The 26160-nt window shown below is 61.5% G+C and carries 19 protein-coding genes, 5 tRNA genes, 1 pseudogene and 2 riboswitches; of the genes and pseudogenes, 5 read left to right on the top strand and 20 right to left on the bottom strand.

Annotated features, from left to right (window positions below):
* Positions 1-52: 52 nt before the first annotated feature.
* The 5 genes from rbbA to trxA all read right to left on the bottom strand — a co-directional run bounded on the left by rbbA (position 53) and on the right by trxA (position 7500).
* Complete coding sequence (gene rbbA / locus MPZ60_RS16835) at positions 53-2839, bottom strand: ribosome-associated ATPase/putative transporter RbbA (protein WP_034358700.1); 2787 nt, start codon at positions 2837-2839, stop codon at positions 53-55.
* Between the two features lie 20 nt (positions 2840-2859).
* On the bottom strand, positions 2860-3939 hold the full coding sequence (locus MPZ60_RS16830; protein ID WP_034358699.1) for an HlyD family secretion protein: 1080 nt from the start codon (positions 3937-3939) through the stop codon (positions 2860-2862).
* A gap of 10 nt (positions 3940-3949) precedes the next feature.
* Positions 3950-5392, bottom strand: coding sequence for an efflux transporter outer membrane subunit (locus tag MPZ60_RS16825; protein WP_034358697.1), 1443 nt, complete (start codon positions 5390-5392; stop codon positions 3950-3952).
* Positions 5393-5622: 230 nt separating this feature from the next.
* Positions 5623-6885 carry a transcription termination factor Rho gene (gene rho, locus MPZ60_RS16820; RefSeq protein WP_012839098.1) on the bottom strand — a complete coding sequence of 421 codons (1263 nt, stop codon included), beginning with the start codon at positions 6883-6885 and terminating at the stop codon, positions 5623-5625.
* A gap of 285 nt (positions 6886-7170) precedes the next feature.
* Positions 7171-7500: a thioredoxin TrxA gene (trxA, locus tag MPZ60_RS16815; RefSeq protein ID WP_003053480.1), complete on the bottom strand. Its 330-nt coding sequence runs from the start codon at positions 7498-7500 to the stop codon at positions 7171-7173.
* A 213-nt stretch (positions 7501-7713) separates the two neighbouring features.
* On the opposite strand from trxA, the gene MPZ60_RS16810 reads away from it, so the two are divergent.
* Both MPZ60_RS16810 and MPZ60_RS16805 read left to right on the top strand, forming a co-directional pair.
* Entirely contained in the window at positions 7714-9000 is a 1287-nt protein-coding gene (locus MPZ60_RS16810; protein WP_242882040.1) for a TIGR03862 family flavoprotein, read from the top strand.
* A 482-nt stretch (positions 9001-9482) separates the two neighbouring features.
* Positions 9483-9797 (top strand): hypothetical protein, encoded by a 315-nt coding sequence (locus MPZ60_RS16805; RefSeq protein WP_003067300.1) that lies wholly within the window; start codon positions 9483-9485, stop codon positions 9795-9797.
* A gap of 45 nt (positions 9798-9842) precedes the next feature.
* Here MPZ60_RS16805 and MPZ60_RS16800 read toward each other — a convergent pair.
* The 5 genes from MPZ60_RS16800 to MPZ60_RS16780 all read right to left on the bottom strand — a co-directional run bounded on the left by MPZ60_RS16800 (position 9843) and on the right by MPZ60_RS16780 (position 10408).
* A tRNA-Asn gene (locus tag MPZ60_RS16800) sits at positions 9843-9918 on the bottom strand.
* A gap of 47 nt (positions 9919-9965) precedes the next feature.
* Positions 9966-10041: transfer RNA gene (locus tag MPZ60_RS16795), tRNA-Asn, on the bottom strand.
* A gap of 47 nt (positions 10042-10088) precedes the next feature.
* Positions 10089-10164: transfer RNA gene (locus tag MPZ60_RS16790), tRNA-Asn, on the bottom strand.
* 47 nt (positions 10165-10211) lie between these two features.
* Positions 10212-10287: transfer RNA gene (locus MPZ60_RS16785), tRNA-Asn, on the bottom strand.
* 45 nt (positions 10288-10332) lie between these two features.
* Positions 10333-10408 (bottom strand) — tRNA-Asn (locus MPZ60_RS16780).
* A gap of 180 nt (positions 10409-10588) precedes the next feature.
* Here MPZ60_RS16780 and def point away from each other — a divergent pair.
* The gene (gene def, locus MPZ60_RS16775) at positions 10589-11128 is read left to right on the top strand and encodes a peptide deformylase (RefSeq protein WP_034358695.1); all 540 of its coding nucleotides are present in this window, start codon (positions 10589-10591) and stop codon (positions 11126-11128) included.
* Positions 11129-11658: 530 nt separating this feature from the next.
* Entirely contained in the window at positions 11659-13149 is a 1491-nt protein-coding gene (locus MPZ60_RS16770) for a nucleobase:cation symporter-2 family protein (protein ID WP_003069706.1), read from the top strand.
* Positions 13150-13285: 136 nt separating this feature from the next.
* Here the strand turns inward: MPZ60_RS16770 and MPZ60_RS16765 are convergent, their stop codons facing one another.
* From MPZ60_RS16765 to MPZ60_RS16735, 7 genes are all read right to left on the bottom strand, one after another.
* Positions 13286-14353, bottom strand: a complete 1068-nt coding sequence (locus MPZ60_RS16765) for an NAD(P)/FAD-dependent oxidoreductase (protein WP_052057669.1) — start codon at positions 14351-14353, stop codon at positions 13286-13288.
* A gap of 36 nt (positions 14354-14389) precedes the next feature.
* Positions 14390-14719, bottom strand: coding sequence for a ferredoxin FdxA (gene fdxA, locus MPZ60_RS16760; protein WP_003053491.1), 330 nt, complete (start codon positions 14717-14719; stop codon positions 14390-14392).
* Positions 14720-14864: 145 nt separating this feature from the next.
* Positions 14865-16238 carry a sulfate adenylyltransferase subunit 1 gene (locus MPZ60_RS16755; RefSeq protein WP_034358690.1) on the bottom strand — a complete coding sequence of 458 codons (1374 nt, stop codon included), beginning with the start codon at positions 16236-16238 and terminating at the stop codon, positions 14865-14867.
* Between the two features lie 133 nt (positions 16239-16371).
* Positions 16372-17304: a sulfate adenylyltransferase subunit CysD gene (gene cysD, locus MPZ60_RS16750; protein ID WP_003080167.1), complete on the bottom strand. Its 933-nt coding sequence runs from the start codon at positions 17302-17304 to the stop codon at positions 16372-16374.
* A gap of 191 nt (positions 17305-17495) precedes the next feature.
* Positions 17496-18143: a phosphoadenosine phosphosulfate reductase family protein gene (locus tag MPZ60_RS16745; protein WP_034358689.1), complete on the bottom strand. Its 648-nt coding sequence runs from the start codon at positions 18141-18143 to the stop codon at positions 17496-17498.
* Entirely contained in the window at positions 18140-18526 is a 387-nt protein-coding gene (locus tag MPZ60_RS16740) for a DUF934 domain-containing protein (protein ID WP_034358687.1), read from the bottom strand. Before MPZ60_RS16740 ends, MPZ60_RS16745 begins: the two co-directional genes overlap by 4 nt.
* A gap of 24 nt (positions 18527-18550) precedes the next feature.
* Positions 18551-20335 (bottom strand): nitrite/sulfite reductase, encoded by a 1785-nt coding sequence (locus MPZ60_RS16735; protein ID WP_034358685.1) that lies wholly within the window; start codon positions 20333-20335, stop codon positions 18551-18553.
* A gap of 284 nt (positions 20336-20619) precedes the next feature.
* On the opposite strand from MPZ60_RS16735, the gene MPZ60_RS16730 reads away from it, so the two are divergent.
* On the top strand, positions 20620-21939 hold the full coding sequence (locus tag MPZ60_RS16730; RefSeq protein WP_034358682.1) for a hemolysin family protein: 1320 nt from the start codon (positions 20620-20622) through the stop codon (positions 21937-21939).
* A gap of 76 nt (positions 21940-22015) precedes the next feature.
* Here MPZ60_RS16730 and mnmC read toward each other — a convergent pair whose 3' ends face one another.
* The 3 genes and pseudogenes from mnmC to MPZ60_RS16715 all read right to left on the bottom strand — a co-directional run bounded on the left by mnmC (position 22016) and on the right by MPZ60_RS16715 (position 26152).
* The gene (mnmC, locus tag MPZ60_RS16725; RefSeq protein WP_080746226.1) at positions 22016-23962 is read right to left on the bottom strand and encodes an FAD-dependent 5-carboxymethylaminomethyl-2-thiouridine(34) oxidoreductase MnmC; all 1947 of its coding nucleotides are present in this window, start codon (positions 23960-23962) and stop codon (positions 22016-22018) included.
* A 163-nt stretch (positions 23963-24125) separates the two neighbouring features.
* Entirely contained in the window at positions 24126-24791 is a 666-nt protein-coding gene (locus MPZ60_RS16720) for a trimeric intracellular cation channel family protein (protein ID WP_003069687.1), read from the bottom strand.
* Positions 24792-24843: 52 nt separating this feature from the next.
* Positions 24844-24962, bottom strand: a riboswitch (glycine riboswitch).
* Positions 24963-24975: 13 nt separating this feature from the next.
* A riboswitch (glycine riboswitch) is annotated at positions 24976-25068 on the bottom strand.
* A 228-nt stretch (positions 25069-25296) separates the two neighbouring features.
* A pseudogene (locus MPZ60_RS16715) lies at positions 25297-26152 on the bottom strand (IS5 family transposase).
* Between the last annotated feature and the right edge of the window lie 8 nt (positions 26153-26160).

Here is a 26160-nt window from a genome sequence, read left to right as displayed (position 1 = left end):
TCCCGCGCAGCGAGAGAGGGGGAAGGCGCGCAGCGACTCAGGGGGAGCTTCATTACTTCTCCTGCTTGGGCAGAGCCCAGATGGCCACGCCCATGATCACGGGAATGGCGATCAGCAGCGGCAGCAAGGTAGGCGCCAGATCGTGCAGGCCCAGCGCCTTGTTGAAGACGCCGCGGCTGATGGCGAACATATAGGTGGCCGGGTAGATCTCGCCAATCCAGCGACCAGCGCCTTCGAGCGAGGACACCGGATCGGTCAGCCCCGAGAACTGCGTGGCCGGAATCAAGGTGCCCAGCATGGCAAAGAACATGGCGGCAATCTGGCTGCTGGTGACGGCAGAGGCCAGCAGCCCCATGCCTGTGGCAATGACGCTGAAGAGCAGGGCGGCCATGACGAGCAGGGGAAAGCTGCCGGTCATGGGCACGCCGAACACGAATACCGCCATGGCGCACATCAGAAAGAAGTTCAGCATGGCCAGCACCACATAAGGCAGCTGCTTGCCCAGTAGAAACTCGATGCGGGTCACGGGAGTGACGTAGAGGTTGACGATGGAGCCCAGCTCTTTTTCGCGCACCACGGCCAGGGCCGTGAGCATGGCGGGCAGCATCATCAGCAGCAGCGGAATCACGGCCGGCACCATGGCGGGCAGGCTTTTCACATCGGGGTTGTAGCGAAAGCGGGTCTCGAGGCTGACCTGGCTGCCCAGCTGCACGCCCAGTCGCTCGCGCGCCTGCTGCACCAGCCACAGCTGGTGCATGGCCTGGACATAGCCTTTGACGGTCTCGCCGCGCTGGGGCATGGCGCCGTCGAACCAGGCTCCCACGGCTACCTGCGAGCCGCGCAGCACATCACGGCCGAAGCCGGGTGGAATCTCGATGGCCAGCGCCAGCTCGCCGCTCTTCATGCGCCGGTCCAGGTCGGCGTAGTCCTGGATGGGAGGCATTTCAATGAAATAGCGCGAGCCTGCGAGATTGTTCACATAGTTCTGGCTGATGGTGCTCTGGTCGCGGTCGAGCACGGCAAACTTCAGGTCTTCGACGTCCATGCTGATGCCGAAGCCGATCACCACCATCAGCACCAGCGAGCCCACCAGAGCCAGGGTGGCGCGCACGGGATCGCGCTGCAGCTCCAGCGACTCGCGCCACAGATAGCTCCACAAGCGTTGCAGGCTGAAGCCAGGGCCTTTGTGTGCTTCTGAAACAGGAGCTTGCTGCGCTTTATCTGTATTGGTATCAGATACTTTTGATGCTGAAGATAAGGCTGAGTCAGCGATAACAGCTTCTTTTTTGATATCAAGCACGGGCGCTGCCTCGCCCGAGGCCTCCACCAGATAGCCGATGAAGGCCTCCTCCAGGGTGGCCGCGCCGCGCTTGGCGGTCAGGGCTGCCGGCCTGTCGCTGTCCAGCACCTTGCCCGCATGCATCATGGACATGCGGTCGCAGCGCTCGGCTTCGTTCATGAAGTGCGTGGAGATGAAGATCGTCACCCGGTCGCGGCGCGAGAGCTCGATCAGCAAGCGCCAGAACTGATCGCGAGCCACGGGGTCCACGCCCGAGGTGGGCTCGTCGAGAATCAGCAGCTCCGGCTTGTGCACCATGGCCACGGCCAGAGACAGGCGCTGGCGCATGCCCAGCGGGATATTGCCGGGCAGCGTCTCGCGCACTTCGGTGAGGCCGAAGCGGGTGAGCATTTCCTCGACACGCGCGGGGATCTCGGCTGGATCCACGTGGAAGAGTTCGGCGTGCAGCACCAGGTTCTGCAGCACGGTCAGCTCGCCGTAGAGCGAGAAGGCCTGCGACATATAGCCCACGCGTCGGCGCGTGGCCACGTCATGCGGATCGATCTTCTTGCCAAACAGCCAGGCATCGCCCTCGCTGGCGGGCAGCAGCCCGGTCAGCATCTTCATGGTGGTCGATTTGCCGCATCCGTTGGAGCCCAGAAAGCCGAAGATCTCGCCGCGACGAATGCGGAAATTCACATGGTCCACGGCCACGAAATCGCCAAAGCGCATGGTGAGATCACGCGCCTCGATGGCGATGTCGTCATCGCTGGTCTGCAGCGGCGGGATCACCACGGCGGCATGGCCGCGCTTTTTTTCTTCGGGCAGCAGGGCGATGAAGGCGGCCTCCAGCGCCGGCATGCCGGTGCGCTCCAGCAACTCGGCGGGGGTGCCGGTGGCCAGAATCAGGCCGTCATCCATGGCAGCCAGCCAGTCGAAGCGCTGGGCCTCGTCCATATAGGCCGTGGCCACGATCACGCTCATCTGCGGGCGCTGGCCGCGGATGCGGTTGATCAGATCCCAGAACTGCGCGCGCGCCAGAGGGTCCACGCCGGTCGTGGGCTCGTCCAGAATCAGCAGGTCGGGGTCGTGGATGAGGGCGCAGCACAGCGCCAGCTTCTGCTTCATGCCGCCCGAGAGCTTGCCGGCAGGGCGGGAGAGGAATTTCTGCAGTCCGGTGCTCTGGGTCAGGTCGTCGATGCGCGCCCGGCGCTCGGCCGCGTCATGACCGAAAAGGCGCCCGAAGAACTGCAGATTCTCTTCCACCGACAGTGTGGGGTAGAGGTTCTTGCCCAGGCCCTGAGGCATGTAGGCAATGCGGGGGCAGACGGCATCGCGGTGCTTTTTGCTGCGCATGTCGCCGCCAAGCACCTGTATCTCGCCGCCCTGCAGGGCACGCGCGCCGGCAATCAAAGACAACAGGCTTGACTTGCCCACGCCGTCAGGGCCGATCAGGCCGACCATGATGCCTGCAGGAATCTCCAGGCTCAGTCCGCGCAGCGCCTGCGTCTTGCCGTAGGCGAGCGTCACATTGCGCAAAGTGGCTACATGCTGGGTCATGGCAAATGGGGACGCAACGTTCAAGAGGCAGAAGCGTCGCCGGTGCGCAGTTCCAGCTTGGCCGGCCATTCGCGCTCTTTATCGAGCTTGATCCAGGCCACGCCGGGCAGGCCTGTCTTGACTTGAGCCAGGTGCTTTTGCAGCAGGTCCGGTGCAATACGTGCCTTGACGCGGAACATCAGCTTCTGTCTTTCGCTGGCCGTCTCCACGGTCTTGGGTGTGAATTGGGCGGTGCTGGCGACAAAGGACACCTGAGCCGGAATCACATATTGCGGAGCCGCATCCAGCACGATGCGCACCTCGGTGCCAAGGGCCACTCGGCCTGCCACGGTCTCGGGCAGGAAGAAGCTGATGTAGACGTCCGAGACATCCACCATGTTCAGCACCTTGCCGCCTGCGCCGATCACCTCGCCGGGCTGGGCCAGCCGGTATTGCACGCGGCCATCGCGCGGGGCGGTGAGTTCGCTGTCCTTCACATCGGCATCGATGCGCTGGACGGTGGCGGCAGCGGCCGTCACCGCCGATTCCGCACCTATGGTCTGGGCCTTGGCTGCGTCGATGGCCGCCTTGGCGGCCGTGGCCTGGGCCTGGGCGGCCTTGAGCGCGGCCTGGGCGCCACGCACGCGGGCCCGGTCGTCGTCCAGCTCCTGCTCCGATGAAGCACCTTCGCGCGCCAGGGTCTCGGAGCGCTTGACGCGGCGCAGCGCTGCATCCAGTTCGGCCTCGCGCTGGGCCACCGTGGCCATGGTGGCCGCGTACTGGCTTTCGCGCAGCGCGATTTCGGCGCGAGCCGAGGTCACCGCATGAGAGGCGCGCTCACGACCGGCTATGGCTTCGCGCTGCTGAGCCTGCAGGCTTTCGATCTGCATGCGCGCCAGTGGCTGACCGGCTTTCACGAACTCGCCTTCCTGCACCAGGATTTCAGCGATGCGGCCGGCGTATTTGGTGGCGACGTCGATTTCGGTGGCTTCGATGCGGCCGTTGCCGCTGACGAGGCCTTCGGATGCCTGTGCGCTGCGCCATTGCTGCCAGCCATAGGCGCCCAGGGCGGCGGCGGCAACGATGAGCGCGGCGATGGTCAATTTCTTGTTCATGGGCATGGATTCGCAGTCAAGGTTGGAGGGCTGCAGGGCTGGGGGCTCTGTTCTGGCCTTGAGCCAAGTAGCCTCCACCCAAAGCGGCATAGAGAGCGACCTGGGTGGACAGCAGGGCTTCACGGCCCTGAACCAGTTGCTGCTCGGCACTCAGCAGGTCGCGTTCGGCATCCAGCACATCGAGATAGGGCGAGGCTCCCTGGTCATAGCGCAGCCGGGCCAGTCGGGCACGTTCCTTGAGTGCAGCGCGCTGATCGGTCAGCACCACGAGCTGCTGCTCGAGCATGGTGCGGCTGGACAGCGCGTCCAGCACTTCGCGCATTGCTGTCTCTATGGTTTTTTCGTACTGGACGACCGCCATGTTCTGTCGCACGGCCTGCAGATTCAGGTTGGCCTGGCGCTGGCCGCCGTCAAAGATCGGCAGCGAAATCGTGGGAGCAAACTGCCAGGCACGGCTGCCGCTTCTGAACAGGCCGTCGAGTTCGGCGCTGGCCGTGCCCCAGCTGCCGGTCAGCGCGATACGGGGCAGAAACGCGGCGCGTGCGGCGGCCACGTTGGCCTTGGCCGTCTGCAGCCCGTACTCGGCGGCAATGATGTCGGGGCGCTGTGTCAGCAGATCGGACGGCAGGCCTTCGGGAATCGGTTTCAGGATCCCGGCGGTGGAGCTGCTCTCCGGCAAGCGGTCTGCATCCATTCCCGTGAGCTGCTGCAGCGCATTGGCCTGCAGCGCGCGTTGCTGTGCCAGCTGGGTGCCTATGGCCTTGGCCTGGTGAACCAGAGTCTGTACCTGCGTGAGCGCATAGCGTGAAGTGGAGCCCACCTCGGTGCGGCGCTTGAAGATGCGCAGCGATTCCTCGCGGCTGGCAATCGTGCGCTGGGTCAGGGCCAGGCGCTCATCGAGGCTGCGCAGGGCCAGATAGTTCAGTGCCACCTGCTTGATGAGACTGGATTGAACCGCATGCTGCGTGGCATCCAGCGCCAGATAGTTGCCTAAAGCAGCCTCGCTGAGGCTTTTGACACGGCCCCAAAGATCGAGTTCCCAGCTGTTGAGGCCGACAAAGACTTGCTGATCGCCGGCGACGACGGAGCGGCCGCTGGCGTTGAGGTCGGCGGGAACACGTGCTCTGCCATGGCTGCTGCCCAGGCCAATGCTCGGCAGTCGAGCAGCACTCTGTATGTCATAGGCAGCCTGGGCCTCCTGCACACGCAGCAATGCAAGGCGCTGGTCCTGATTGTGGGCAAGAGCTGCGCGAATCAGCTCCTGCAGGTTTTGGTCAAGGTAGAAGTCTTGCCAGGCAATCGATGCCGTATTTGCTGGCGCAGCGTTCTCTTGTTTTTTTGTCCACTCCTGAGGCCACTTGTCCGGTAGCTTGGCCTGGGCCTGTGGCTGCAGCATCGGCACCGTCGGGCTGCAGGCTGCCAGCGCTGTCAGCAATGCGGCTGCTGCCAGCAGGCGCATCGGTGTAGTGTTGTAGGGTGGTGTGCGATTTGCTGAAGGGGCCATGAATGCAGAACCTGCGACTTGAAAGCTTTTGGCTTCCGGTTATCGCAAGATTTGTATAGATGTGTATCCCTAGTATTGGGGGGCAGCTCGCAATTCAGTTTGAGCTAGGTCAAGCAGTGGAGTCAAGCGCCAGAAACAACAAAGCCCCGCGAGGCGGGGCTTTGTTGTCTCGGTGCACGAAGGGCTTAGCCGCCGCGACGCATCATGTCGAAGAACTCCACATTGTTCTTGGTGGCCTTCATGTTCTTGATCATGAGTTCCATGGACTCGATCTCGTCCATGTTGTACATGAACTGACGCAGGATGCGGGTCTTCTGCAGAATCTCGGGAGGCAGCAGCAACTCTTCACGGCGGGTGCCGCTCTTGTTGAGCTCGATGGCCGGGAAGACGCGCTTCTCGTAGAGGCGACGATTCAGGTGCAGTTCGCTGTTGCCCGTGCCCTTGAATTCTTCAAAGATCACTTCGTCCATGCGGCTGCCGGTGTCGACCAGTGCAGTGGCGATGATGGTCAGGGAGCCACCTTCTTCCACATTGCGGGCGGCGCCGAAGAAGCGCTTGGGGCGCTGCAGGGCGTTGGAGTCCACACCGCCGGACAGCACCTTGCCCGACGAGGGCACGACGTTGTTGTAGGCGCGGGCCAGACGGGTGATGGAGTCCAGCAGGATGACCACATCCTTGCCCAGTTCCACCAGGCGCTTGGCGCGCTCGATCACCATTTCGGCGACATGCACGTGGCGGGTGGCAGGCTCGTCGAAGGTAGAGGCGATGATTTCGCCCTTGACCGAGCGCTGCATTTCCGTCACTTCTTCGGGGCGCTCGTCCACCAGCAGCACCATCAGGTGCACATCGGGGTGATTGGCGGTGATGGCGTGCGCAATGCTCTGCATCATCATGGTCTTGCCGCTCTTGGGCGGTGCCACGATCAGCGCGCGCTGGCCGCGGCCGATGGGGGCGATGATGTCGATGATGCGGCCGGTGATGTTCTCTTCGCCCTTGATGTCGCGCTCCAGGCGCATCTGTTCCTTGGGGAACAGAGGGGTCAGGTTTTCAAACAGCACCTTGTGCTTGTTTTGCTCGGGCGAATTGCCATTGACCTTGTCGAGCTTGGTCAGTGCGAAGTAGCGCTCGCCATCCTTGGGGATGCGCACTTCGCCTTCGATCATGTCGCCGGTGTGCAGGTTGAAGCGGCGCACCTGGCTGGGCGAGATGTAGATATCGTCGGTGCTGGCGGTGTAGCTGGTATCGGGGCTACGCAGAAAGCCGAAGCCATCGGGCAGGATTTCCAGCACGCCGTCGGCGAAGACCTGTTCACCGGCCTTGGCGCGCTTTTTGATGATGGCGAACATCAGTTCCTGCTTGCGCATGCGACCGACATTTTCGATCTCAAGCGCTTCGGCCTGCTTCAAGACTTCAGACACGTGCAGTGCCTTGAGTTCATTAAGGTGCATGAAATGACTCCAAGCGTGGAGTGAGAATAACCAGGGGGGGAGGCGTAGAGCCTAACGAGACACTGTGAAAGTGGGCAGGCTTGCCTGAAGAAAATCCAGCGCGGTCCCATGCGGTTGCCGGCGGTTCATACATTATGACAGGAAAACTGGCGCAGCTTGCAAGCAATTTATCGAGGACTTGTCATCTGCAGCCTGTGCCGGGTCTGTAGCAGATGCAAATGGGGGTGGGCAGCGGGTGCCCAGAAGCAAACAGAGCTCCATTGGGAGCTCTGTTTGTTGAATGCATTAGATATGCTGGTCGAGGAAGGCGGACAGTTGCGTCTTGTTCAGCGCGCCAACCTTGGTGGCGGCCAGCTGGCCGTCCTTGAACAACATCAGTGTGGGAATGCCGCGAATGCCGAACTTGGCAGGGATCTCACGGTTTTCGTCCACATTCATCTTGGCGATCTGCACCTTGCCTTTGTAGCCTTCGGCCACATCGTCCAAGATGGGGGCGATCATCTTGCAAGGGCCGCACCATTCAGCCCAGTAATCCACCAGCACGGTCGTGCCGGGTTGCAGTACGTCAGACTCAAAGCTTGCATCCGTGATGTGCTTGATCAATTCGCTGGCCATTTGTAGTCCTGGATTTTCTTGAATCAAAAAGGTAGGCGGTCTATTCGCCTAGTGAGTTGATTGTGACAGAAACTCATCTCCCGCCACGGTGTGTGGCTGGTTGTTTGCAGCTATCACGCTAATAGTGCCCGCAATATTGCAGAAATGCCGTCGGTGGTATTCTGCGCACCCTTTGGCGGCCGGTGGCTGCCGGCAGATTGAGGTGGTAGAAGTATGAGTGTCTCGGAGCCCTTGATGGTCGATTCCGAATGGGTCTGTGATGTGGCAGTGATCGGTGCCGGGCCTGCAGGCTTGATGGCGGCCGAGCAATTGGCAAAGGCCGGCTTGTCGGTCAGAGTATTCGAGGCGAAAGCCTCGGCGGCTCGCAAATTCCTCATGGCCGGCAAAGGCGGTCTCAATCTTACGCACTCCGAGGAGTTTTCGAGCTTTGTCACTCGCTATGGCTGCCGCTCTGCAGATTTGACTCCCTGGCTCGAAAAGTGGGGTGCGAGCGAGCTTCAGGCCTGGGTCAAGGAGCTGGGCTTTGATACCTTTGTGGGGTCATCCGGAAGAGTGTTTCCTGCGGATATGAAGGCAGCGCCGCTGCTGCGTGCCTGGCTGGTGCGTATGAAGTCGCAGGGCGTGCAGTTTCATATGCGTCACCGCTGGGTCGGCTGGGCAGAGGATGGCAAGCCGGTTCTTCAGACAGAAAGTGCCAGGGTCAAGATTGGCTGCAAGGCTTTGGTGCTGGCGACGGGCGGCGGCAGCTGGGCGCGTCTGGGCTCGGACGGCGCTTGGGTTTCGCTGCTGCAGGACAAGGGGGTGGGCATTGCCCCGTTGCAGGCGGCCAACTGTGGCTTTGATGTGGGCTGGCCGCAAGGGCCTGAAGCCGGCTGGAGCGAGGTCTTTGCTCAGCGCTTTGCCGGGCAGCCGTTCAAGTCGGTGGTTTTGAAGTTTGCGGACGAGCAAGGTGCCGGCTTTGAGCGTCAGGGTGAATTTGTTGCGACGCAGACCGGGGTGGAGGGGAGTCTGATCTATGCTGTCTCCTCCCTGTTGCGGGACTGCATTGCCCGCCAGGGCGCTGCGTGCTTCGAGCTGGATCTGTTGCCGCAGTGGAGTGCGGAGCGTGTGCAGCAGGAGGTGATGCGGCCGCGCGGCTCGCGCAGTCTCAGCAGTCATCTCAAAGGGCGTCTGGGGCTTGATGGCATCAAGGCGGGTTTGCTGTATGAGGTGCTCGGCAAGGATGGCATGGCGGACATGAAGCGCTTGGCATCCACGATCAAGGCGGTGCCTTTGACGGTGATCGCGCCGCGTCCCATCGATGAGGCCATCAGCACTGCAGGCGGAGTTCGTCTGGAGGCTCTGGATGCGCGGGGTATGTGTGCCGCTCTGCCTGGCGTCTTCTGTGCGGGAGAAATGCTGGACTGGGAGGCCCCCACGGGCGGTTATCTGCTCACGGCCTGTATGTCCTCTGGTGTTCATGTGGCCGAAGGGGTGCAGAACTTCCTGCAGGGCAACTGACTCGCGAGCTTGTGCTTGTCTGTGCGGCGGAGGGCGCAGCATTGAACTCTGGGGCGATCCTGTCCTGATGGCTGGTGCTCTTGCCTGCCGCAGCGCATAGGCAGGCTAGGGTTGGCGGCAACTCGGCATTGCTGTTGCTATTTGGGCAGGCATCGAGCTGGGCCCCGGAGCATGGCTGCCATGAAGATCTTCAATCCGAGGGGAAGGTCCTTGCCCACCGGGCGATGCAGGAGCTCCCGGAAATACCCGGACATGTGTCTGATTGACTCTTGAGTTGGGCTTTGTGACAGGATGGCAGTGTCTCAAGCCCTGCATGGGGCCGGCTTTGGGTGGGCGGCCGCAAGTGGCGGGCGCCCCTCCTACGAGGCGAACTCTTGCTGTGGGACAGATGTCTTGAACCGGAGACATTACGCTGGCAACATTGCTCCATCGGTTGAGGAGTCGTGACGGATTTGCGTTGTTACCGGAAAAGGAGGTTGGACATGTTTTTCGGCAAGATCTTCGGTTTTGGACGTTCCGAACCGCGCTATATCCGCCGTACGCGTGCCTATCTGCAAGAGGCGCGCATGGCTGTTCTGGAGCACACTATCGCGGCGGAGTACTACCAGTCCTCCGCTCAGATGTACGCCGAACGTGCTGCGCGACTGGAAGATGAATTGCGAGCCTGGGAGCAGGGCGAGCAGCATATTCCCGTGGTGCCGCATCACTATCCCTATGTCCCTCACTCTGCACACAAGGCTGTCGCCGTAGATGCGCCGCCCGTGGGTGCTTCGGTGGGCGTGGTGAGAGCTGCCTGAGCGGAGAAAAGAAAAAGCCTGTATGAATGCATACAGGCTTTTGAATGGCTCCTCAACCTGGGCTCGAACCAGGGACCTACGGATTAACAGTCCGGCGCTCTACCGACTGAGCTATTGAGGAATGTGTCGGTGTGACATGCCTTGAGCGATTGCAAGGCAACTAAATTTTGGCTCCTCAACCTGGGCTCGAACCAGGGACCTACGGATTAACAGTCCGGCGCTCTACCGACTGAGCTATTGAGGAATGTGTCGGTGTGACATGCCTTGAACGATTGCAAGGCGACTAAGTTTTGGCTCCTCAACCTGGGCTCGAACCAGGGACCTACGGATTAACAGTCCGGCGCTCTACCGACTGAGCTATTGAGGAATGTGTCGGTGTGACATGCCTTGAGCGATTGCAAGGCAACTAAATTTTGGCTCCTCAACCTGGGCTCGAACCAGGGACCTACGGATTAACAGTCCGGCGCTCTACCGACTGAGCTATTGAGGAATGTGTCGGTGTGATGCTTTGATATCCGCAAAGCATCGAAATTCTTGGCTCCTCAACCTGGGCTCGAACCAGGGACCTACGGATTAACAGTCCGGCGCTCTACCGACTGAGCTATTGAGGAAGAAGACCTAGATTATAGGGTGTAAAAATGAGCTCGCAGGAAGTTCATCACAATTTCATTAAATTCTCTGTGCCTGATACCTGAACAGGCCGCATCGTTCACGTGGATTGGCGGCGGCGCTATGCTTTTGATGATTGAACAGTGCGGTGGCCCGGTGGTTGCTGCACGCCGTATTGATATATGACTGTACGTACCATTTTGAAGATGGGTGATCCCCGTCTGCTGAGGCTTGCCAAGCCGGTGACTGAATTTGATACGGATGCGCTGCATCTGCTCCTCAAGGATTTGCTGGATACCATGCATGCTGCCAACGGTGCCGGCCTGGCGGCGCCGCAGATCGGCGAGGATTTGCAGATGGTGGTGTTTGGCTCGGGCGAGCCCAATCCCCGTTATCCGGATGCCCCCATAGTGCCCCGTACCGTGCTGATCAATCCAGTCATCACACCCATCGGTGAAGAGGAGCAGCTGGATTGGGAAGGCTGTCTGTCTGTTCCCGGTCTGCGAGCCATGGTGCCACGCTGGAACAAGGTGCGATACACCGGCTTTGATATCTACGGCGACCCGATTGACCGCACGGTGGAGGGCTTTCACGCGCGCGTGGTCCAGCATGAGTGCGACCACCTCTGGGGCAAGCTCTATCCGATGAGGGTGCGCGATTTCAGCCGTTTCGGTTTTACCGATGTGCTGTTTCCCGGCATCGCTCAGGCCGAGGAAGACTGAGCGGCCACTGACAAGCGCTCCAGATCTCTCTTTTCTCTTCTCTGCTGGATGCAAGACACAACTGGGAATGTGTCTTGCATCCTTTTGTTCTTTATAGAGGGCATGAATGCCTGGTTGGGCATGATCTGTGTCAATTTCCAGTGCCCGATCGCAGCCAATGAGTGTGCTTTTTTGCTTTGGAAAGGTTCTGGTCAGCACTTTGTATACAAAACTGTAGACAATTTTGGTGTCCTGGCAACGTACAGTCTCGACTCATGCCCTTCTGGGTATGGCTTTGATTGCGTAATGGAATAGTCCGTCCGGCGGATGTCCTGCAATCAAGGGAGATTGAAAGACTGACTTGGGTGAATGAAAGAGTGGTTTGCTCTTTTCTATAGGTCGGATCGCTCTCGAAGAAGAGCGACTGGCTGCAGCACAAGGCCTCGCCGGGGTGATCGGAAAAGATCGCTGCCGAAAGAGATGCTGCAAGTCGACCGGACAGAGCGAAAGGCCTCTAGAGCCTTGGTGAGTAGGTAATTTAGGAGACAAAGATGAACGATCAGACCGGAGCATCCAGGGATGCGGCCGTCAAGCGCCCCGAAGATGAGAATCTTGGCGTCACAGCCAACCTCATGTATGGCTTGCAACATGTGTTGACCATGTACGGCGGCATCGTGGCGGTGCCTCTGATCGTCGCTGAAGCGGCTGGCATGTCCGCTGCCGATGCCGGTCTGCTGGTGACCGCCTGCCTGTTCATGGGTGGTGTGGCAACCTTGCTGCAGACCCTGGGCATCCCTTTCTTCGGCTGCCGTCTGCCTCTGGTTCAAGGTGTTTCATTCGCAGGCGTGGCCACCATGGTCAGCATTCTGCACACCGGGGGCGGCATGCAGGGCGTGCTGGGAGCCGTCATGTACGCCTCGGTACTGGGCCTGATCATTGCGCCGGTTTTTTCGCGCATCACCAAGTTCTTTCCGCCGCTGGTCAATGGCTGCGTGATCACGGTGATCGGCATGTCGCTGATGCCTGTGGCTGCGCATTGGGCCATGGGCGGCAATGCCAAGTCTGCTGATTACGGCAGCATGGGCAATATCGGTCTGGCCGGTCTGTCGCTGTTCATGGTGCTGCTGTTCAGCAAGCTGGGCAATGCCATGCTGTCGCGCCTGTCGATTCTGGTGGCGATCGTGGTGGGCACCATCACGGCCGTCTTCATCGGCAAGGCCGATTTCTCGCAGGTGTTCAACGGCCCCATTTTTGCGGTGCCTACGCCTTTGCACTTCGGCTGGCCCACTTTCGACATGGCGGCCACCATCTCCATGTTCATCGTGATTCTGGTGATCCTGGTGGAAACCTCGGCCGACGTGCTGGCCGTGGGCGAAATCGTGGACAGCCCCGTGGACGGTCGCCGTCTGGGTGATGGTCTGCGCGCCGACATGCTCTCCAGCATCGTGGCCCCCATCTTCGGCGGCTTCACGCAAAGCGCTTTTGCACAGAACGTGGGCCTGGTGGCTGTGACCGGAATCAAGAGCCGCTTCGTGGTGGCTTTCTCCGGCCTGATCCTGATCGTGTTTGGTGTGTTGCCGGTGATGGGCCGCATCGTGGCCTGTGTGCCTCCCTCCGTGCTGGGCGGTGCCGGTCTGGTGCTGTTCGGTACCGTGGCTGCCAGCGGCATCCGTACCCTGGCCAAGGTGGAATACAACAACAATATGAATCTGATCATTGTTGCCACCTCGGTGAGCGCGGGCCTGCTGCCGGTGGTGGCTCCCAAGTTCTATGACCAGTTCCCTGCATGGTTTGCCACGATCTTCCACTCGGGCATCAGCGCAACGGCCCTGGTTGCCGTGACCCTGAACCTGCTCTACAACCACTTCAAGCAAGGCAATTCCGATCAGCCTTCTGTCTTTGAAGCCGGCTATGGCCGCGCCCTGAGCCAGCATGTGCTTGAAGCCCTGGCCGATGGGGACCGCGTCGAAGGTGGCAAGGTCTACGACAAGGAAGGCAAGGAAGTGCCCATCATTCCGGTCAAGCCGGCACATGGCCATTGAGCCGAGATCAAAGTGCGCGCGGTGGGGTCTGACCCCGTCGTGATTTACACCGCTATCCCGAGGGATAGCGGTTTTTTTATGCCAGCCTCAGAAGCAGCGGACTCCAAGGAGTCCGAGGCAGGACACTGGCGGCTTTTCAGTGGGACACGCCCAAGATGGCATGCAGGCGAGCGCTGGTCGTCGTGTATTCCAGCAAAGGCTTGCTGCCTTGCAGGTATTCGGCTGCCGCGAACGCGGCCATGGTGGCCTCGTGGAAGGCGCAGAGGATCAGCCGTTTCTTGCCGCTGTAGCTGACGATGTCGCCAATGGCATAAATCCCCGGGGCGCTGGTGGCAAGCGTTGCCGGATCCACGGCCAGTTGCTTGCGCTCCAGCGCCAGTCCCCAGTCCGTCAAAGGGCCCAGCTTGGGTGAAATGCCCTGGTAGACCAGCAACTGTTCGACAGGCTGCAGATGTTCATTGCCCTCACCGTCCATCCATTGCACGGACTCCAGTAGGCCATCGCCGTGCCGCACTTCGGTGATCTGGCCGATCAGCACTTCGACAGCGCCAGACTCGCGCAGCTGCTGCAGCCGGGTCAGTTGCGCTGGCTCGGCATTGAAGCTGTCACGGCGGTGCATGAGAACGGTTCTGGCCGCGCTTGAACTGCAGTCAATGGCTGCTGCTACGGCTTCCTCATCGCCGCCATAGACCAGCGCCTGGCGGCCTGCAGCCATATCCAGCTGCTGCGGGTGATAGTGCAGCTGACCCGTGCCGAGCTCATCCACTCCTGGCGCCTTGAGGGCCTTGGGCACGAACGCGCCGACGCCTGCGGCGATAAAGACGGTACGGGTGTGGAACATTGCGCCTGCCGTGGTTCCGACCTGCCAGCGTCCGTCGTCGAGGGTTTGCAGGGTCTGTACTTGCTGGGACAGATGGCGGGTCACCTGCATGGGCGCGATCTGCTTTTCCAGCAGTTGCACCAGCTCCAGGCCCGTGCAGACGGGAATGCCGGGAATGTCGTAGATGGGCTTGTGCGCGTAGAGCTGGCTGCACTGGCCGCCCACATGGGGCAGGGCATCGATCAAATGGGCTTGAATGCCCTGCAGGCCAAGCTGGAAGGCCTGAAACAAACCCGCCGGACCTGCGCCAATGATGATGGCGTCGGTTTCCACGGCGGGTTGTAGTGAGAGGGAAGCGTTGGTCGTTGCGTTGGACGGGCTCATGCAGGCAAGCGTAGCGCAGTCCGCGCCCTGACCGGCTTAGCGCTCCAGCAAATCCACTTTGTTCGGCTTGCCATTCCACTCGTCGGCGTCGGGCAGCGAAGCCTTGCGCTTGGTGATGCTCTTCCAGCTCTTGAGCTGGGACAGATCCACGTTCAGCTTGATGAAGGCCAGTTGATCGGCTGGCACATCTTCTTCGGCAAAGATGGCATTGGCCGGGCACTCGGGAATGCAGACGGCACAGTCGATGCACTCATCGGGATCGATCACCAGAAAGTTGGGGCCTTCACGGAAGCAGTCCACGGGGCAAACGTCCACGCAATCGGTGTACTTGCACTTGATGCAGTTTTCGGTAACGACGTGAGTCATTGAGAATCTTCTTCTTGGGTGGGGATTGGTAAAACCCCGTGATTTTAGGTTTTTTCCCGCGCAGCGCCAGTGCCTGGCTGGATAAGGCCGTATGGAGATCTGGTTTGGCGGCCAGATCGCGGTTGCGGCCCTGTCTTCATTGGCTTCAGTTCACCAGCGCGGCACCGGCCGTTGCATTGCTGGCGGTGTCCACCAGAATCAGCGAGCCCAGCTGGCGGGCTTGGGAGAAGGGGGCGGCCGGAATGGCTTCCTGCAGCACCAGCTCCACCTGGCCGATGGCATTGGCCTCGAGCTGCTGGGCGTCTTCCTTGTCCAGTGTATTGATATTGAGGCGGTGCACCAAGCGGCGCGCCTTGGCCTTGACCCAGCGATGGCCATGCAGCGCCCAGTAAACGCGACCGGGCACCAGGGGTTCGGTGTCCATCCAGGCCACGGTGGCGGTGATCTCGCGGCTGCTGGGCCAGGGGCTTGCGGCAGCAGGGGCATCAAAGTCATCCTCGGCGACTTCGGCTTGCACGGGGGCGGCAATGATCCAGTCGCCGCGCGAGACATCGACCTCGCGGTCCAGCGTGATGCCGGCGGACAGGCCGGCAGCCACTTCCTTGGGCGCGCGGGCGTGGTCTATGACCTGGGCCACGGTCGCGAGCTGGCCGCTGGGCAGAATCTGCACCTGGGCACCGACCCGGGCCACGCCCGTGGCGACACGGCCCCAGAACACGCGGCGGCCCTGGCTGGTGTCGGACGAAGAAGAGAATTTCTCCACCCACTGCACGGGGAAGGCCAGCGCCAGATCGCTGTCGGTGGGCGTGTTGGGCAGTTGTTCCAGCAGTTGCAGCAGGCTGGGGCCGTGGTAGCCGGCCCAGCCGTCGGTGCTGTTGACCACGTTGTAGCCCTTGAGCGCGGACACGGGCACGGTGGCCGTGATCTTGATGTCTGCGGAGGCTGTGAACTTCTGGAGCGCGGCGCTGATATGGGCAAAGGCCAGGGCCGGGTCCTGCACGGCGTCGAGCTTGTTGACGGCAAACACCAGCGAATTCACGCGCAGCAGATGGGCCAGCAGGCTGTGGCGGCGGGTCTGGGGCAGCAGCTCCAGATCGGCATTCTTCCAGTCCAGCTTGGTGGCATCGACCAATACCACGGCGGCATCGGCGCTCGATGCTGCCGTCACCATATTGCGTGTGTACTGCTCGTGACCGGGAGCGTCGCCAATGATGAACTTGCGCGACTCGGTGGCGAAGTAGCGGTAGGCCACATCGATCGTGATGCCTTGCTCGCGCTCGGCGGCCAGGCCGTCGGTCAGCAGTGCCAGATCCGTTTCGCCGGACTTGGTGACGCCGGCCAGCTGATCCTGCAGCACGGCGCGGGTGTCCACCAGCAGGCGACCGATCAGCGTGCTCTTGCCGTCATCGACCGAGCCGCAGGTGATAAAGCGCAGCGCGCTGCTGTTATGTGCATCAAATTGGCCTGAAGCGCTTGATGGGTTTGCGCTAGCAGCTACGGAATTAATAGTCTCAGTCATCGCATTCTTTCTAAAAACCGACATGTCCCAACTCAGAGACACCGAGGAAGCGCCGCCGCGCACCGAGGGTGTCGTCCCCTTCCGGAGCGAAGCTCCAGAGAAGGGGAAGGCGCGTAGCGCCTCAGGGGATGCCTTAGAAGTACCCGTCTTTCTTGCGCTTTTCCATGGACGCTTCGCTGGTCTTGTCGTCCATGCGCGTCGCGCCACGTTCGCTGACCTCGGCGGCCAGAGTCTCGATCACGATGTCTTCGGCCGTTGCTGCCGTGCTTTCCACGGGGCAGGTGCAGGTGATGTCGCCCACGGTACGGAAGCGCACATCGCGCTGCACGACTTCCTCGCCGTCACGCGGCGGGGTCAGTTCGGTCACGGGCACCAGCAGGCCCTTGCGCTCCACCACATCGCGCTTGTGGGTGTAGTAGATCGATGGCAGGGCGATGTTTTCACGGGCGATGTACTGCCACACGTCCAGCTCGGTCCAGTTGCTGATGGGGAAGACGCGGAAATGCTCGCCCTGTGCAATGCGGGTGTTGAACAGCGTCCACAGTTCGGGGCGCTGGGCCTTGGGCTGCCACTGGCCGAAGCTGTCGCGGTGGCTGAAGATGCGCTCCTTGGCGCGGGCCTTTTCCTCGTCGCGGCGCGCGCCGCCGATCAGGGCGTCGAAGCGGAACTCGTCAATCGCCTCCAGCAGCGTCACCGACTGGTGCACATTGCGCGATTCGCCGGGGTGTGCCAGACGCACGGTGCCGCGTGCCATGGAGTCTTCCACGCTGCGCACGATCAGCTCGGCGCCCAGTTCCTTGGCTCGCTGGTCGCGGAAATCGGTCACTTCGGGGAAGTTGTGGCCGGTGTCGATCATCAGCAAGGGATAGGGAATGCGGCCTGCGCCGAAGGCCTTTTCGGCGCAGCGCAGCATGACCAGCGAATCCTTGCCGCCCGAAAACAGCAGGGTGGGGCGTTCAAAGGTGGCGGCCACTTCGCGCAGGATGAAAATGGTTTCTTCTTCCAGTGCATCCAGGTGGCGGTTGCTGAGATGGCTCAACACGGAAGTATCCACACGAGCGTTCATTTTTTATCCAATCAAATAATGCTGTAGCGCTTATAGATATTGGGCTATCAGCTATCTTTTTAAATCGACGGCTTACAAAACGGGCGCGCTGCAATTCCAGGGGCAGCAAGCAAGAGCCGCCTTGCGGCGAGGCTGCCGTCCCCCTCCCGAAGAGAGAGGGGGAAGCCGCAAAGCGGCCCAGGGGGAGCACGTCAGTGACTCAAATGAAGTCCGCATTCGCGGTTGTCCTCACCCTTGGTCGGGTCCACATAGTCAAAGTTGTTGGGCAGGCCGTGCTTTTCGCAGTATTCGTACAGCTCCTTGGACGACCAGTGCAGCAGCGGCGCAACCTTGATCAGTCCGTCGGGATTGATGCTGACGGGCTCCATCTGTGCTCGCACAGCGGTGTCGGTGGCGCGCAGGGCGGTGAACCAGACCTTGGGTGCGGTTTCGCGCAGGGCGCGGACAAAGGGCTCCAGCTTCACTTCTTCTGTGAAGGCCGCATGGCGCGGATCGTCCAGCGCCGGCGTGGCTCCTTCCACGGCTTCGCGGTGGGCACGTGAGCGCAGCGGCAGGTAGATCTTGAGCTTGAGCCCAAGCTGCTTGGTCACCGCATCGGCAAACCGATAGGTGGCTTCGGTGTTGTAGCCGTTGTCCATCCAGACCACAGGCACGTCGGGGTTGGCGCGCGTGACCATGTGCAGGATCACCGCCTCGAAGGGGCGGAAGTTGGTTGTGACTATGGTGGGCTGACCCAGGCCCACGGCCCAGTTCACCAGCGCCTGGGCGTCGCGGCCCAGTTCGGCATTGATTTGTGCCAGATCCAGGTCGAGGGTGCTTACGGGGGCGAGCTGGCTCATGCTTGCACCTCTACGAAATGGGGTTGTGTGTGCACGGCATCGGCCTGGTAGAAACCGCCAAAGCGCTCGAACTGGCGCTGGGCATCGGCGGCGTCCACGCCTTCGCGCAGCACGGCGCTACTGAAGCCCGTGCGCTCCATCTGAACCAGCTGGTCGATCAGCACATCGCCGGTGGCACGGATGTCGCCTGCAAACTTCAGACGGCGACGCAGCAGATAGGCCTGGCTGAAGGCGCGGCCATCGGTGAAGTTGGGGAAATACAGATCCACCTGTGCGATGCCGTCCAGATTCACCTCGAGGGCGTTCACATCGTTAGCCAGCACCAGCACATTGCCGGTGCTTTCGGTGGGGGCCTGGTATTCGTTGCTTGCCAGAATTTTCATGACTCTATCCTTGTTCTTATGGCTTCAGGCCAGCGCTTCTTCTTCGGCTTCCACAGGGTGGCGGGCTGCCTTGCCGGCCTCCTTGAAGGGATCCAGGCCGATGCGGCGCACGGCGTCGATGAAGTGCTCGCCGGGCTGGCGCAGGTCGCGATAGGTGCTCAGCACGGCTTCGATCACATCGGGCACTTCGGCTGCGCTGAACGAGGGGCCGATGACCTTGCCGGCCACGGCCTGGCCGGACAGGGTCGAGCCGTCGGAGCCGCCCAGCGTGACCTGATACCACTCCTTGCCGTCCTTATCCACGCCCAGAATGCCGATATGGCCGCTGTGGTGGTGGCCGCAGCTGTTGATGCAACCGCTGATATGCAGATCGATTTCGCCGATGTCGTCCAGTTCGTCCAGATCCTGGTAGCGGGCCGTGATGGCGTCGGCAATCGGCAGGCTGCGGGCATTGGCCAGCGCGCAGAAGTCGCCGCCGGGGCAGGCGATCATGTCGGTGAGCAGCGCCACATTGGTGCTGGCCAGACCCAGGGCCTTGGCCTCGGTCCACAGTGCATGCAGCTGGCCGACCTGCACCCAGGGCAGCATCACGTTCTGGTCGTGCGTCACGCGGGCTTCGCCGGCAGAGAACTTGTCCACCAGATGAGCCAGTGCGTCGAGCTGTTCGCTTTGCGCATCGCCGGGGGCTTGGCCGACACGCTTGAAGGACAGGGTCACGGCGCGCAAACCGGCCACGCGGTGGGCGTGGACGTTGCGGGCAATCCAGCGTGCAAAAGCGGGTTCCTTGGCGGTCTGGGCAATCAGGGCCTGCTCATCGACTGCGGCATCGGCCACCACGGGCAGAGCGGGCGTGGTGAACATGGCGGCCACGCGATCGAACTCGGCCTGGGGCACGGTGTGAGGGCCACCGTCCACTTCGACGATCTGGCGGAATTCTTCTTCCACGGCGTCGATATAGGCCTGGCCTTCGGCCTTGACCAATATCTTGATACGGGCCTTGTACTTGTTGTCGCGGCGGCCCAGCTCGTTGTAGACGCGGACGATGGCCTCGATGTAATTCATGATCTGGTTCCAGGGCAGGAACTCGCGGATCACGGTGCCGATCACGGGCGTGCGGCCCATGCCGCCGCCCACGAAGACCTTGAAGCCGATCTCGCCGGCTTCGTTCTTGACCATGTGCAGGCCCACGTCATGCCAGCCCGTGGCGGCGCGGTCCTCGCTGGCGCCGGTGATGGCGATCTTGAACTTGCGTGGCAGAAACGCGAACTCGGGGTGCAGCGTGGTCCACTGACGCAGGATTTCTGCGTAGGGGCGGGGGTCGATGATCTCGTCGGGTGCGATACCGGCCAGCGCATCGGTGGTGGTGTTGCGGATGCAGTTGCCGCTGGTCTGGATGCCGTGCAGGTTCACGGAGGCCAGCAGATCCATCACGTCGGCGGACTTGCTCAGCGGAATCCAGTTGAACTGCACATTGGTGCGGGTGGTGAAGTGGGCGCAGTTCTTGGGCAGATAGGTCGTGCCCAGCTTGCCCTGGCCTTCCAGAGCCTGCTTGAAGACTTCGGCCTCGGGCTCGTCGTACTCACGGGCCACCTTGGCCAGCACGCGGATCTGGGCCGAGTTGATTTCGCCGTAGGGCACGGCCACGCGCAGCATGGGGGCGTAGCGCTGCACATACCAGCCGTTTTGCAGACGCAGCGGGCGGAAGTCGTCTTCCGTGAGCTTGCCTGCCTGCCAGCGTTGGAGCTGGTCACGGAACTGGTCGGCGCGTTGCTTGACGAACGCTTTGTCGAAATCGGTGTATTGATACATGTCTTCAGTTCTTCCGTGGAGCGGATGCCTTGCCTCGGGTGGCATTGCACTTTGATCGTTGGTCAGAACTGTAGAGAGGCTTTATATAAAAACAAACGATTATTTAGTGCTTCATATATATCTGAATGAATATGTGAAGGGCTGCCAGAACGCTCTTACGGAGCACCTGAACCAATTTCCTTTCTGCGCGCTTGCATTTTGTGAGCGCCCCTGTGCCGGGCATTCTCTAGAATCAAGGCTTGTTCAATGATTGAGGCGCCTGGATAGAAAGCGGGTGCCTGACTATGGAAATAGCCATACTTTTCGCTCTCATCTGTCTGAACGGCGTCTTCGCCATGTCGGAAATTGCGCTGGTTACCGCCCGCAAGACCCGCATGCAGAAACTGGTGGATGAGGGCGACAGCGGCGCGGCAGCTGCTATTAAATTGGGAGAGGACCCGACGCGTTTCCTCTCCACCATCCAGATCGGTATCACCTCCATCGGCGTGCTCAACGGCATCGTCGGCGAGGCGGCTCTGGCCGGCCCGCTGGAGAACTGGCTGATCACCCTGGGCATGACCCAGAAATATGCCGACTACCTCTCCACCGGCCTGGTGGTGGTGCTGATCACCTACTTCTCCATCGTCGTGGGCGAGCTGGTTCCCAAGCGCCTGGGCCAGACCCATCCCGAGGCCCTGGCGCGCCTGATCTCGCGTCCCATCAACTTTCTGGCCCTGGCCACCAAACCCTTTGTCTGGTTGCTGTCGGCATCGACGCGCGGCCTGCTAAAGGTCCTGGGCGTCAAGGAAAGCAATGGCAGCGTGGTGACCGAAGAGGAAATCCAGGCCATTTTGGTGGAAGGCCACACGGCCGGCGTGATCGAGTCGCAGGAGCACACCATGGTGCGCAATGTGTTCCGTCTGGACGATCGCCAGATTGGCTCGCTGATGGTGCCGCGCAGCGATGTCATCTGTCTCGATATCGACGAGAGCCTGGAAGAGACCCTGGCCCGTGTCGAACAGGCCGACCACGCGCGCTTCCCGGTCGTGCGTGGCGATATGAACAATATCGTGGGCGTGCTCAATGCCCGCCAGTGGCTGACGCAGGCCGTGCGCAACAAGGGCAAGCAGGCGCTCAAGGACCAGCCTCTGCAGGCTGCCCTCTATGTGCCCGAGACCATTACCGGCATGGAGTTGCTGGACAACTTCCGTACCTCCGATCTGCATATGGCCTTTGTGATCGACGAGTACGGCGAGGTGCAGGGCATTGTCACGCTGCAGGACCTGATCGAGGCGATTACCGGCGAATTCCAGCCGCGTGATCCCGAAACCAGCTGGGCCGTGCAGCGCGAAGACGGCAGCTGGCTGCTGGACGGCCATATTCCCGTGCCCGAACTCAAGGACCGCCTGAGCCTGCATACCGTGCCCGAGGAAGAGCGCGGCCGCTATCACACCTTGAGCGGCATGATCATGCTGCTGCTGGGCCGCGTGCCTACCGAAGCCGACGTGGTGGAGTGGGAAGACTGGCGCTTTGAAGTCGTGGACATGGACGGCAAGACGCTGGACAAGGTGCTGGCGACCAAACTGGAGCCCCTGGTCACCGTGGCATCGTTAAGCAGCGAATAAACCCGGCTTCGGAATCAGGCCTGAAACAGCACACAGCGCTTCTCCGTAAGCGCTGTGTGCTTTTTTTGCGAGTGGCTTACCTGGGCTGTTGCAGGGCGCGGCTCCACAGGCGCTGCGTACCCAGGGCCTGAGCCAGCCTGGCATCCAGCGGCAGCGGCTCTCCATGCAGGCGTGCCGCCAGCAGTTCGCCGCAAAGCATGGACAGCGTCAGCCCGCGTGAGCCTAGCCCCGTCAGCACCCACAGGCCCGGTAGATCGGTGGCTGACTGCCCGGCGGGACCTGCCAGCGGCAGACGATCATAGGCCGCGCAACGCAGGCGCGCCCAGGTGGCGGGCCGCTGGTCCGTATCGAAGAAGGAGCTCAGCGCCTGCCTGCATCCGGGCAGCAAAGCGCCCAGTTTTTCGCCATTGCTGGCATGGGCGGCCTGCTGGTCGGCAGCGGTGGGCGGCAGCTCGGTCACATTGCGCTCAAAGGTCGATCCCATGATCCACTGGTGTGCGCCGGCCTGGTTGGCCGAGGGAAAGTCCGGCACCAGGTTGCCATGACCGTTGACGGGGAAGGGCGGCATGGCCGCCAGCGTCCCGGCATCATGCTCGGCCACGCTGACCTGGCCGCGTATGGCTTGCAGCTCCCACTCCCCTGCTGCCAGGCCGCTGGCTTGCAACAAGGGCTTGGTGTCCGGGCCCAGGGCCAGCACCAGCATGGGGGCTTGGGCCAGGGTCTGGCCCCGGGCATCCAGCACTTGCCAGATGTTGCGCACTTCATCGCGCACCAGCCGTGAAGCTCGGGCATGGCCCTGCCAATGAATCCCGGGGGCTTGCAGCAGCGCGCGCACCAGTTGTGCGGGGCGTACCCAGCCAGCCTGCTCATGCCAGACGGCGTGGCTGTCTGCAGGCAGCTTTGCCGCAGCCAGCTGAGCCGGCAGCGCAGGCGCACTCCAGTGCAGGCCCCAGGGGAATGTCTCGCTGCCGGGTTGCAGCCATGACCTGGGCAGATGGGAGGGCTCGTTCAGGTCATGCTCCAGCACGCCGCCATGGGCCCAGTCCTGGGCTGGATGCAACTTTTGCGCTTGGCTCAGTTGCTGCAGATTTTGTAGCGTTGTGCGTACGCCGCTTCTGGACAGGCGCGATAGAACACTGTCATCGGGCGAAATATGCGGGCAAAACAAGCCGGCCGGCAGGCCTGAAGCTCCTGCCGCAGGCTCGGCCGCCGCATCCAGCACCGTCACTTCCCAGCCGCGTCTTGCCAGGCTGGCGGCAGCGGCGGCACCAGCCAGGCCTGCACCCAGCACCAGGCAGCGGCCGGCCTGGCCCACGGGCGCAGGCAGGCCGTCAGGGCGATGGCGCGGCTCCCAGGCCGGGTTGTAGGCTGCATGCAGGTTATGGCGCTTGGGCGGCACGCCAACGCGCTTCTTGACGTCAAAACCCTGAGCCTTGAGCGCTTGGCGCACATGGCCGGCCACGCACCAAGTGGCAAGCTGCGTGCCACGGCGGCAATGGCGGGCGATGTTCTTCATGGCATCTTCATCCCACATCTCGGGGTTGAGCTGGGGAGAGAAGCCATCCAGATATACGCTGTCAGCCGTCATCTGCTGCTTGCGCAGCATGGTCCTGGCATCGCCTATATGGAGCGTCAGCAGCACCTGGCCGTCATCAAAGGAAAGGCGATGCACGCCGGGCAGCAGTCCCCACCATTGCTCGGCCAGTTGTTCGCCAAGCGGGCGCAGTTCCCCATCGGTCGGTAAAAACGCGAGCAGATCCTCGCGCGAGACAGGGTAGGCCTCCACCGAGACAAAATGCAGAATGCGCGGGCGTCTGAGGTCGGCTTTCCATGCCGCCCAGGTGACCAGGAAATTCAGGCCGAAGCCAAAGCCGGTTTCCAGAATGCGCCACTGCGCTGCATCGGCCCAGGCAGCTGGAAGATCGCAGCCACCGAGAAAAACCTGGCGGGCCTGGTCAAGGCCGCCCAGCTCGCTGTGATAGCGATCACCAAATCGGGTGTTGTAGGGGGTGCCATCCGGCATCCATGTGATCGGTTCAGACATGGAAAGTGAAACTACATGGGTAATGCATGGCGCAGTCTAGGTTAGAGCAGCCAAGCAAGGGCCGCCCCGCAGCGATGGCTGCGTCTCCCTCCTGCGTAGCAAGAGAGGGGGAAGGCGCGCAGCGCCACAGGGGGAGTCTCTATCACTCCCAGCGCTGCTGGTACGAAAAAACCGGCAGGCGCCATTTGAAACGAATGGCGGCCAGACGGAAGGCCAGACCGCCGGCAAAACACACGATGGTGCTGATATTGGGGCTGACATCCAGATAGCGCAGGCCCAGGAACATCAGGCATACCGACAGCGACACGCTGGCATACAGCTCGCGGCGGAACACCACGGGGACCTGGTTGCAGAGCACATCGCGCAAGATGCCGCCGCTGATGCCGGTAATCATGCCGGCCATGATGATGACGATGGTGGGGTAGCCCAGCTCCAGCGCGGTATTGCAGCCGATCAGCGAAAAGGCGATCAGTCCCATGGCGTCCAGCAGCAAAAACACCTGCTTGAGCCTGTGCATATGGCGTGCAATCACAGTGGTCAGCAGACCGAAGCTGATGACCAGATACACATATTCAGGGTGCTGGGTCCAGCCGATGGGGTAGTGGCCCAGCACCATGTCGCGGATGGTGCCGCCTCCCAGGGCAGTGACAAAGGCGATGACGACGACGCCGAAGATATCCATATTGCGCCGGCCTGCGGCGAGTGCGCCGGACATGGCTTCGGCGGTAATGGCCACCAGATAGATGACCAGCATGACGGTGAAGTTGGAGGCCTGGAACGAGTCCAGCAAAGAGACGGAAGGAAGCATGAAGGCACTTGAAAATAGACCAGCCACTCACATCGGCGGGAGTGTCCGGCTTGCCTCTCCCGCTGTCCTTTTACCTGAGAGTTGCGCATGAGCACCTTCGCGGTGGACATGCTTGCCCCTTCGGTGAGCCCTGCAGCTTGTGGTTGCGGGCTGCTCTCCAGTTGGCGATATCCGGGTCCTGTCAGACCCACCTGCGGTACTTATTGCCTGAGCGATTATGGGAGTTTGCGCCTTCGGCGGGAACCCTCGAAAGGCTCCGCTCTCCCGCGGGATGGGCGCGATTCTAGCTAGTTTCAGCGACTTTATTCGGGTTAATACCTGTATTGGTGTGTTTCTGCGGCTGCCAGCTCGGGGTGCGGAAGGGCGGTCTGAATCCGCCATGGCTCGCGCAAGCCCGCGTTTTCGTCTGTGAAGCCGCCCGCCATAAAAACTCATACGCGCGACAGCGAGAGGGCGTTGTTGCATATATCACCCCCAGGGCCAGATTTCCCAACCCCAGGTGTGGCTAGGCCACAGCCACCGTCTGCGGGCAGACCGGTTCAGTAGACCGATTGAGGATGGCGGCTCGAATGTGCAGTTCGTTAACTTGGCGCTCGAACGTGCGTGACATTACTCGTTCACCCAGGCGTTTGATGCAGTTCATCTTGGTCTCTACCGGGCTGCGCCGCTGGTAACCGCTCCAGCGTTTCCAGATACTTCACCCCAACCGTCTGCATGCGGCGATAGCTGCGTTGCGGTGCGCAAAGCCATCGCCTTTGCGCACCTTGGCATTCTTTCTTGGGGGAATGATGGGCGTGGCATTGCGCTGAATGACCGCCGCATGCACGTACTGCGTGTCATAAGCCCCATCGCCTGTCACTGTCAGCAGCGGCTCCTCGGCAGGAACTTGCTCCGCAACTGCGGCAACACTGCAGCGTTTGCGCATCAATACCGATGTGCAGCTTGCGCCATTGGCGGCGATGCTTTTTGCACTTCCACTCGCCTTCGCCAAGGAACTTGATGCCTGTGGAGTCAACCAGTCGGTGCAGGCCGGCTGCGCTAGAGCGGTATGCCACTTGCACATCCAGACGGCGTTGGCGGCGACACAATGTACTGAAGTCGGGAATTGGCCACAGCAATCCAGACAGCGCCAGTAGTGACGGAACAAAGCCTGTGGTCTGCCGCAAGACTAATCCAAAGAGGTTCTTGATGGTCAGGCAGAACTGAATCGCTGCATCCGAGAACTGCGGGCTGTGCCCGCGTTTGCCGCTGTCAGCGGCAAGCCAAGACATGGTCTTGTCCAGCCAGATGGTCAAGGAGCCGCGAGCCTTGAGTGCTGCGTTGTACTGCTTCCAGTTGGTGGTGTGAGCGGCAGCACTCATTAGGGCGT

The sequence above is a fragment of the Comamonas sp. 7D-2 genome, assembly GCF_022749555.1.
In the GTDB taxonomy this organism is placed as follows: Bacteria; Pseudomonadota; Gammaproteobacteria; order Burkholderiales; family Burkholderiaceae_C; genus Comamonas; species Comamonas thiooxydans.
Note: the sequence above shows the minus strand (reverse complement) of the source record. Positions and strands in the feature narration are given on the sequence as shown.

Excerpts from the sequence above, each read along its gene's own strand:
- rbbA (WP_034358700.1), bottom strand. The coding sequence starts at position 2,839 with ATGACCCAGCATGTAGCCACTTTGCGCAATGTGACGCTCGCCTACGGC.
- MPZ60_RS16830 (WP_034358699.1), bottom strand. The coding sequence starts at position 3,939 with ATGCCCATGAACAAGAAATTGACCATCGCCGCGCTCATCGTTGCCGCC.
- MPZ60_RS16825 (WP_034358697.1), bottom strand. The coding sequence starts at position 5,392 with ATGCGCCTGCTGGCAGCAGCCGCATTGCTGACAGCGCTGGCAGCCTGC.
- rho (WP_012839098.1), bottom strand. The coding sequence starts at position 6,885 with ATGCACCTTAATGAACTCAAGGCACTGCACGTGTCTGAAGTCTTGAAG.
- trxA (WP_003053480.1), bottom strand. The coding sequence starts at position 7,500 with ATGGCCAGCGAATTGATCAAGCACATCACGGATGCAAGCTTTGAGTCT.
- MPZ60_RS16810 (WP_242882040.1), top strand. The coding sequence starts at position 7,714 with ATGAGTGTCTCGGAGCCCTTGATGGTCGATTCCGAATGGGTCTGTGAT.
- MPZ60_RS16805 (WP_003067300.1), top strand. The coding sequence starts at position 9,483 with ATGTTTTTCGGCAAGATCTTCGGTTTTGGACGTTCCGAACCGCGCTAT.
- def (WP_034358695.1), top strand. The coding sequence starts at position 10,589 with ATGACTGTACGTACCATTTTGAAGATGGGTGATCCCCGTCTGCTGAGG.
- MPZ60_RS16770 (WP_003069706.1), top strand. The coding sequence starts at position 11,659 with ATGAACGATCAGACCGGAGCATCCAGGGATGCGGCCGTCAAGCGCCCC.
- MPZ60_RS16765 (WP_052057669.1), bottom strand. The coding sequence starts at position 14,353 with ATGAGCCCGTCCAACGCAACGACCAACGCTTCCCTCTCACTACAACCC.
- fdxA (WP_003053491.1), bottom strand. The coding sequence starts at position 14,719 with ATGACTCACGTCGTTACCGAAAACTGCATCAAGTGCAAGTACACCGAT.
- MPZ60_RS16755 (WP_034358690.1), bottom strand. The coding sequence starts at position 16,238 with ATGACTGAGACTATTAATTCCGTAGCTGCTAGCGCAAACCCATCAAGC.
- cysD (WP_003080167.1), bottom strand. The coding sequence starts at position 17,304 with ATGAACGCTCGTGTGGATACTTCCGTGTTGAGCCATCTCAGCAACCGC.
- MPZ60_RS16745 (WP_034358689.1), bottom strand. The coding sequence starts at position 18,143 with ATGAGCCAGCTCGCCCCCGTAAGCACCCTCGACCTGGATCTGGCACAA.
- MPZ60_RS16740 (WP_034358687.1), bottom strand. The coding sequence starts at position 18,526 with ATGAAAATTCTGGCAAGCAACGAATACCAGGCCCCCACCGAAAGCACC.
- MPZ60_RS16735 (WP_034358685.1), bottom strand. The coding sequence starts at position 20,335 with ATGTATCAATACACCGATTTCGACAAAGCGTTCGTCAAGCAACGCGCC.
- MPZ60_RS16730 (WP_034358682.1), top strand. The coding sequence starts at position 20,620 with ATGGAAATAGCCATACTTTTCGCTCTCATCTGTCTGAACGGCGTCTTC.
- mnmC (WP_080746226.1), bottom strand. The coding sequence starts at position 23,962 with ATGCCGGATGGCACCCCCTACAACACCCGATTTGGTGATCGCTATCAC.
- MPZ60_RS16720 (WP_003069687.1), bottom strand. The coding sequence starts at position 24,791 with ATGCTTCCTTCCGTCTCTTTGCTGGACTCGTTCCAGGCCTCCAACTTC.